Below are 4,057 nucleotides of genomic sequence, written 5' to 3'. Positions count from 1 at the left end.
CTGCTGGACCCGCCCGAAGCCCCCAGGCACGACCCGCGGGTGCTCGAAGCCAACACCCGCCGCCTGGCCGAGACCATCGACGCCGCGCTCAAGAGCTTCGACGTGGAGGCGAAGGTGGTGGGCTGGGCCCGCGGCCCCACGGTGACGCGCTTCGAGCTCGAGCCCGCCCCCGGCGAGAAGATCAGCCGCGTCGCCAACCTCTCCAACGACCTCGCCCGCGCCCTGGCCGCCGGCTCGGTGCGCATCGAGGCCCCCATCCCCGGCAAGAGCGTCATCGGCCTCGAGGTGCCCAACGCCGAGCGCGACGTGGTGCGCTACAGCGAGGGCATCGCGGGCTCGAGCTTCGTGCGATCGAAGGAGCGCCTGCCGCTGGTGCTGGGCAAGAGCATCGACGGCGAGATCTGGGTGCGTGACCTCGCCAAGATGCCCCACCTGCTCATCGCCGGCTCGACCGGCTCGGGCAAGAGCGTGGCGGTCAACACCCTCATCAGCAGCCTGCTCTTCAAGTTCCTGCCCACCGAGCTGCGCTTCTTGATGATCGACCCCAAGATGGTCGAGCTCACGCCCTACGAGGGCATCCCCCACCTGATCCGCCCCGTCGTCACCAACCCCGCCGACGCCGCCGGGGTGCTGCTGGGCGCGGTGGCCCACATGGAGCGGCGCTACAAGATGATGAGCCAGGTGGGAGCCCGCAACCTCGAGCAGTTCAACGAGAAGATGAAGGCGGTGGGCGAGCCCACCCTCCCCTACCTCGTCATCGTCATCGACGAGCTCGCCGACTTGATGATCACCGCCCCCAAGGAGGTCGAGCAGGCCATCCTGCGCCTGGCCCAGATGGCCCGCGCCACCGGGATGCACCTGATCCTGGCGACCCAGCGCCCCTCGGTGGACATCCTGACCTCCTTGATCAAGGTCAACATCCCCGCCCGCATGGCCTTCGCGGTCTCCTCGGGCTTCGACAGCCGCACCATCCTCGACACCGTGGGCGCCGAGCGCCTGGTGGGCCAGGGCGACATGCTCTTCCACCAGCCGGGGCTGCCCAAGCCGGTGCGCCTGCAAGGCCCCTACCTCTCGGAGGGCGAGGTGCACCGACTCGCCGAGTTCCTGCGCCAGCAGAGCTTCGAGGACGCCTTCGGCGAGGCCTACGGCTCCGACTTCGACGGCCCGCCCAACCTGGGCGGCGAGGGCGGGGGCGGCGGCGAGGTGGACTTCTCCGACCCCCTGCTGCGCAAGGCCGCCGAGGTGGTCATCGAGGAGGGCTACGCCTCCGTGAGCCGCCTCCAGCGCCGCCTCTCCGTAGGCCACGCCCGCGCCGGGAAGCTGGTGGACAGCCTCGAGGCCATGGGCATCGTCGGCCCCCACCAGGGCTCCAAACCCCGCGAAGTGCTCATCACCCGCGACCAGTTGCCGGAATACTTCGGCAACTGAAGCGGGGAAGGGTCAAGGGTCTAGGGCCGAGAGCCAAGGCGTCTCGCGTTTTGCGTCTTGCGTTTGGCGTAGGACGTACGACGTACGACCCGCGTCCGGCTATCGGCATCGGCCACCAGCCACCGCCCCCAACCCGCTCAAAGATTCTCCGGGAACAACTGCACCCCCTCGAGCCGAGCGTAGTTGTCGATGAGCTTGTCGAGGGTGCTCTCGAGGAGGCTGGAGCTCAGGCCCTCCTGCACCGCTTCGAAGGGGGCATAGACCATGGGCTCGACCTTGTTGAGCCGGATGATGTGGTAGCCGAACTCGGTCTTGACCGGGGTGCGGGTGGTCTCCCCCACCTTCAGCCGGGCCATGGCCCGCTCGAAGGGCTCGATCAGGTTACCCAGGGGGTAGCAGCCTAAGTCTCCCCCTTCGGCCTGGGTGCCGGGGTCGATGGAGAGCTCCTTGGCGAGGGCTTCGAAGGTCTCGCCTTTGGCGAGGCGGGTCAGCACGGCCTGGGCTTGGGCGGGGGTCTCGACCAGGATGTGCGAGGAGCAGTAGCGCGCCGGCTGGCTGAACTGCGCGCGGTTGAGGTAGTACAGCACCTTCATCGCGGGCACGCTGATCTCGATGCGGCCCACCAGGTCGTCCATGAAGGCGTTGAAGGTCAGGGCTTCGTACACCAGCAGCCGGTAGCCGGCCAGGTCGCGCAAGCCGGCTTCCTTGAGCCCTGCCTGGAAAGCCTCCTCGTTCTCGAAGCGCCCCCGCACGGCGTCGATCTGCTCGTTCACGGCGGCGTCGCCGGCCGCGAAGCCCCGGCGCTCGGCCACGTTGATCACGGCGCGGTCTTTGGCGAGGCGCTCGAGCAGCCGGGGTTTGAAGTCCTCGAGGGCCTCCGCCGCCTCGGCGGTGTAGGGGATGCCCTGGCGGATGAGGGCCTGATGGGTGAAGTACTCCCACTGCAGGTCGAAGTACGCCCGCGTCAGGTTGGTCTTCCCCACCTTCGCCACGACCGGGTCGGCCCCCTGGGCCAGGGCAAGGGGGGCCAGCACGCACAAAAGCCACAGAATCGAGCGCATGGATCATGTTAGCACGCGGCCGCGGGGGCGGGTTGAGCGGTGAGCCAGCCAGGTGGAAGGGCCGCTGGGGACACCGGAAGAAAACACGGTAGAATCAGCCGCGTGAGTTTTCCCGAGTCCACCAAGTTCCAGTTGATCGTCGTCGGCGCCGGGCTGACGGGCCTGGCCTGCGCCTACGAGGCCCAGAAGGAGGGGCTGAGCGTCGCGGTGCTCGAGGCCCGTACCCGCCCCGGCGGGGCGCTGCACACCCTGGGCCAGCCCGGGCTGCAGCTCGAGTGCGGCCCCGAAAGCATCCCTTCCACCCCCGCGCTGGAGAGGCTGCTGCGGGAGTTGTCGGTCGAGGCCATCCCCGTTCAGGAGCGCAAGGCCTTCAAACGCAACGGGCAGTGGGTGGCCTATCCCCAGGGGCTGCGCCCCTCCGACCCCGGCAGCTACGCGGGCATGGGCCCCCTGCTGGGGCTCAGCGCCCGCCTGCGCCTGCAGGGCGAGGGCCTGGTGGGCCGGGGGACCCTCGAGGACGAACCGGTCGCCGAGTTCTTCACCCGGCGCCTGGGGAACGCGGCTTGGGAGGTGCTGGCGCCGCTGGTGCGCGAGGAGTGGGGCGGCGACCCGGCCCAGCTCTCCCTGCGCTCGGCCTACCCCGCGCTCTGGCAGGCCGAGAACCAGCACGGCAGCCTGACCCGCGCCCGCTCCGAGCTGTCCGCGGCGCCGCGCGTGACCTTCGCGCAGGGCATGGGCACCCTCATCGACGCGCTGGGCAAGGCCCTGGAGGGCAAGGTGCCCTTCGGGCCCGGCCAGCAGGCGGCCGTGCTGCAGCGCAAGGGCGCGTACTGGCGCGTCTACACCCCACAGGGGCTGCTCGAGGGCGAGAGCGTGGTGCTGGCCTGCTCGGCCCCCGCCGCCGCCCGCATCCTGCGCCACATCAACCCCCAGGCCACCGCCCTGCTCAACCAGACCCCGCACCTGCCCTACAGCAGCGTCCACCTCGCCTTCGCCCAGGAGCAACTCCCCGACGACCCCCACGACGTGCGCCTGTGGGAGGAGGCCGGGCGCTTCTACCGCCTCAGCCGCACCCGCGCCCGCTTCCCCGAGCGGGTGGAGGCCGGCTTCGAGGTGCTGCGGCTGGACGTGGTGGGCGAGGCCGCCCGCCTGAGCGACACCGCGCTCGCCCGGCTGGCGCTGGGCCAGGTGCGCGAACAGCTCAAGCTGGGCGAGAATGCGCGGGTGGTGCGCAGTTGGGTCTTCCGCCAGGTCGGCGCCCTGCCGCAGCCCACCCTGGGGCACCACCGCCGCCAGGGCCTGCTCGAGAGCGCCCTCACCCGATTGCCCGGGGTCTTCTTCGCCGGGGGGCCGCTCGAGCAGGCCGTCGCCAATGCGGAACAGGCTGCGCGCAAGGTTTCGGGTTTCCTGGCGTTGCAGAAGGCGGAGGGCTAGGGGGTGAACGCCTGACGCGGGTCGTGCGTCGGGTGTGCGTCGTACGTCGTACGCCAAACGCAAGACGCAAGACGCAAAACGCCTTGTCACCCCACTTGGCAAGGGGGGCCGGGGGGATAAACCCTCCCCGCGGG

The 4,057-nt window shown here is 70.3% G+C and carries 3 protein-coding genes; 2 read left to right on the top strand and 1 reads right to left on the bottom strand.

Going from position 1 to position 4,057, the window contains the following annotated elements:
* The coding region (locus Mterra_RS19465) for a DNA translocase FtsK (RefSeq protein WP_147372956.1) at positions 1-1,428 on the top strand (1,428 nt) is incomplete at its 5' end.
* 137 nt (positions 1,429-1,565) lie between these two features.
* Here the strand turns inward: Mterra_RS19465 and Mterra_RS19460 are convergent.
* Positions 1,566-2,489: a peptidylprolyl isomerase gene (locus Mterra_RS19460; protein WP_119316632.1), complete on the bottom strand. Its 924-nt coding sequence runs from the start codon at positions 2,487-2,489 to the stop codon at positions 1,566-1,568.
* Positions 2,490-2,591: 102 nt separating this feature from the next.
* On the opposite strand from Mterra_RS19460, the gene hemG reads away from it, so the two are divergent.
* A complete protein-coding gene (gene hemG / locus Mterra_RS19455; protein ID WP_170159752.1) occupies positions 2,592-3,923 on the top strand; it encodes a protoporphyrinogen oxidase in 1,332 nt (443 codons plus the stop codon).
* The last annotated feature ends 134 nt before the right edge of the window (positions 3,924-4,057 follow it).

This window comes from Calidithermus terrae (assembly GCF_003574345.1).
GTDB lineage: Bacteria > Deinococcota > Deinococci > Deinococcales > Thermaceae > Calidithermus > Calidithermus chliarophilus.
This window is presented reverse-complemented; position numbering and strand designations above follow the sequence as displayed.

Coding starts and splice junctions, on each gene's coding strand:
- Mterra_RS19460 (WP_119316632.1), bottom strand. CDS start 2,489: ATGCGCTCGATTCTGTGGCTTTTGTGCGTGCTGGCCCCCCTTGCCCTG.